The sequence below is a fragment of the Arthrobacter sp. TB 26 genome (assembly GCF_000427315.1).
In the GTDB taxonomy this organism is placed as follows: domain Bacteria; phylum Actinomycetota; class Actinomycetes; order Actinomycetales; family Micrococcaceae; genus Arthrobacter.
This window is the reverse complement of the sequence record NZ_AUPJ01000015.1, coordinates 1-1341: the sequence shown is the minus strand read 5'-3', so window position 1 is coordinate 1341 and position 1341 is coordinate 1. Positions and strand designations below refer to the sequence as shown.

Sequence of the window (1341 nt, the reverse complement as noted above, 5' to 3'; positions counted from 1 at the left end):
CGCGGGTGCTGGCCCGGCTGACGGCTGACCTGCGCAGCCGGATGTTCGCGTCCGCCGAAGACGAGGCCGTGCGGGTCTTCGCCGCCAACCTGCGCGACGTGCTCCTGGCGGCTCCGGCCGGGAACCGCACCACCCTGGGCCTGGACCCGGGACTGCGCACCGGGGTCAAGGTCGCGGTTGTGGACGGCACCGGCAAAGTGGTTGCGACGGACACGGTCTACCCGCACGCCCCGGCCCGGAAATGGGACGAGGCGCTGCGGACCCTCGTGAACCTGGCGAGGAAGCACGGCGTCGAACTCGTGGCGATCGGCAACGGCACCGCCTCGAGGGAGACGGACAAACTCGCCGCGGAGCTGCTCAAACAGCTCGCGGCAGGCCCGGACTCTGCAGGCCCGGACTCTGCGAAGCAGGGTGCCAAGCCACAAAAGATCGTCGTCTCGGAAGCCGGCGCCTCGGTATATTCCGCCTCGGCGTTGGCGGCCGCGGAACTGCCCGGCATGGACGTGTCCCTCCGCGGCGCCGTGTCCATCGCGCGGCGGCTGCAGGACCCGCTCGCGGAGCTCGTGAAGATCGAGCCGAAGTCGATCGGCGTCGGGCAGTACCAGCACGACGTCACGGCCGCCAAGCTGGACCGCAGCCTCGATGCCGTCGTCGAGGACTGCGTGAACGCGGTGGGCGTGGACGTCAACACCGCCTCCCCGGCGCTGCTCAGCCGTGTCGCCGGCGTCGGTCCGCTGCTGAGCGAGAACATCGTGGCCTACCGGAACGAGCACGGGCCGTTCAGCAAACGCAGCGAGCTGAAGAAGGTCCCGCGGCTCGGCGCGAAAGCGTTTGAACAGTGCGCCGGCTTCCTGCGGATCACCGGGGGAGCGGAGCCGCTGGATGCCTCCAGCGTCCACCCGGAGGCGTACCCCGTGGCGCGGAAGATCAAAGCGGCCGCCGGAAAGGCGCAGGCCGCGGGAAGCTACGCCACCCTGAACCCGCAGGACTTCGTCGACGGTTCCTTCGGCCTGCCCACGGTGCAGGACATCATCGCCGAGCTCGAGAAGCCCGGCCGTGACCCGCGTCCGGCCTTTGCCGCGGCGACGTTCTCGGAAGGGATCGAGAAGATCTCGGACCTCCGGCCGGGGATGGTGCTGGAGGGGACCGTCACCAACGTGGCGGCGTTCGGCGCGTTCGTCGACGTCGGGGTCCACCAGGATGGCCTGGTGCACGTCTCGGCGCTGGCCAACCGGTTCATCTCCGATCCGCGCGAGGTGGTGAAGTCGGGGCAGGTGGTGCGGGTCAAAGTGCTGGAGGCCGATCCGGAGCGGAAGCGCATCTCGCTGACGCTGCGGCTCG

Annotated in this window: 1 protein-coding gene; it reads left to right on the top strand. The window is 70.1% G+C overall.

Annotated features, from left to right (window positions below):
• The coding region (locus K789_RS0100250; protein WP_024364992.1) for a helix-hairpin-helix domain-containing protein at window positions 1–1341 on the top strand (1341 nt) is incomplete at both ends.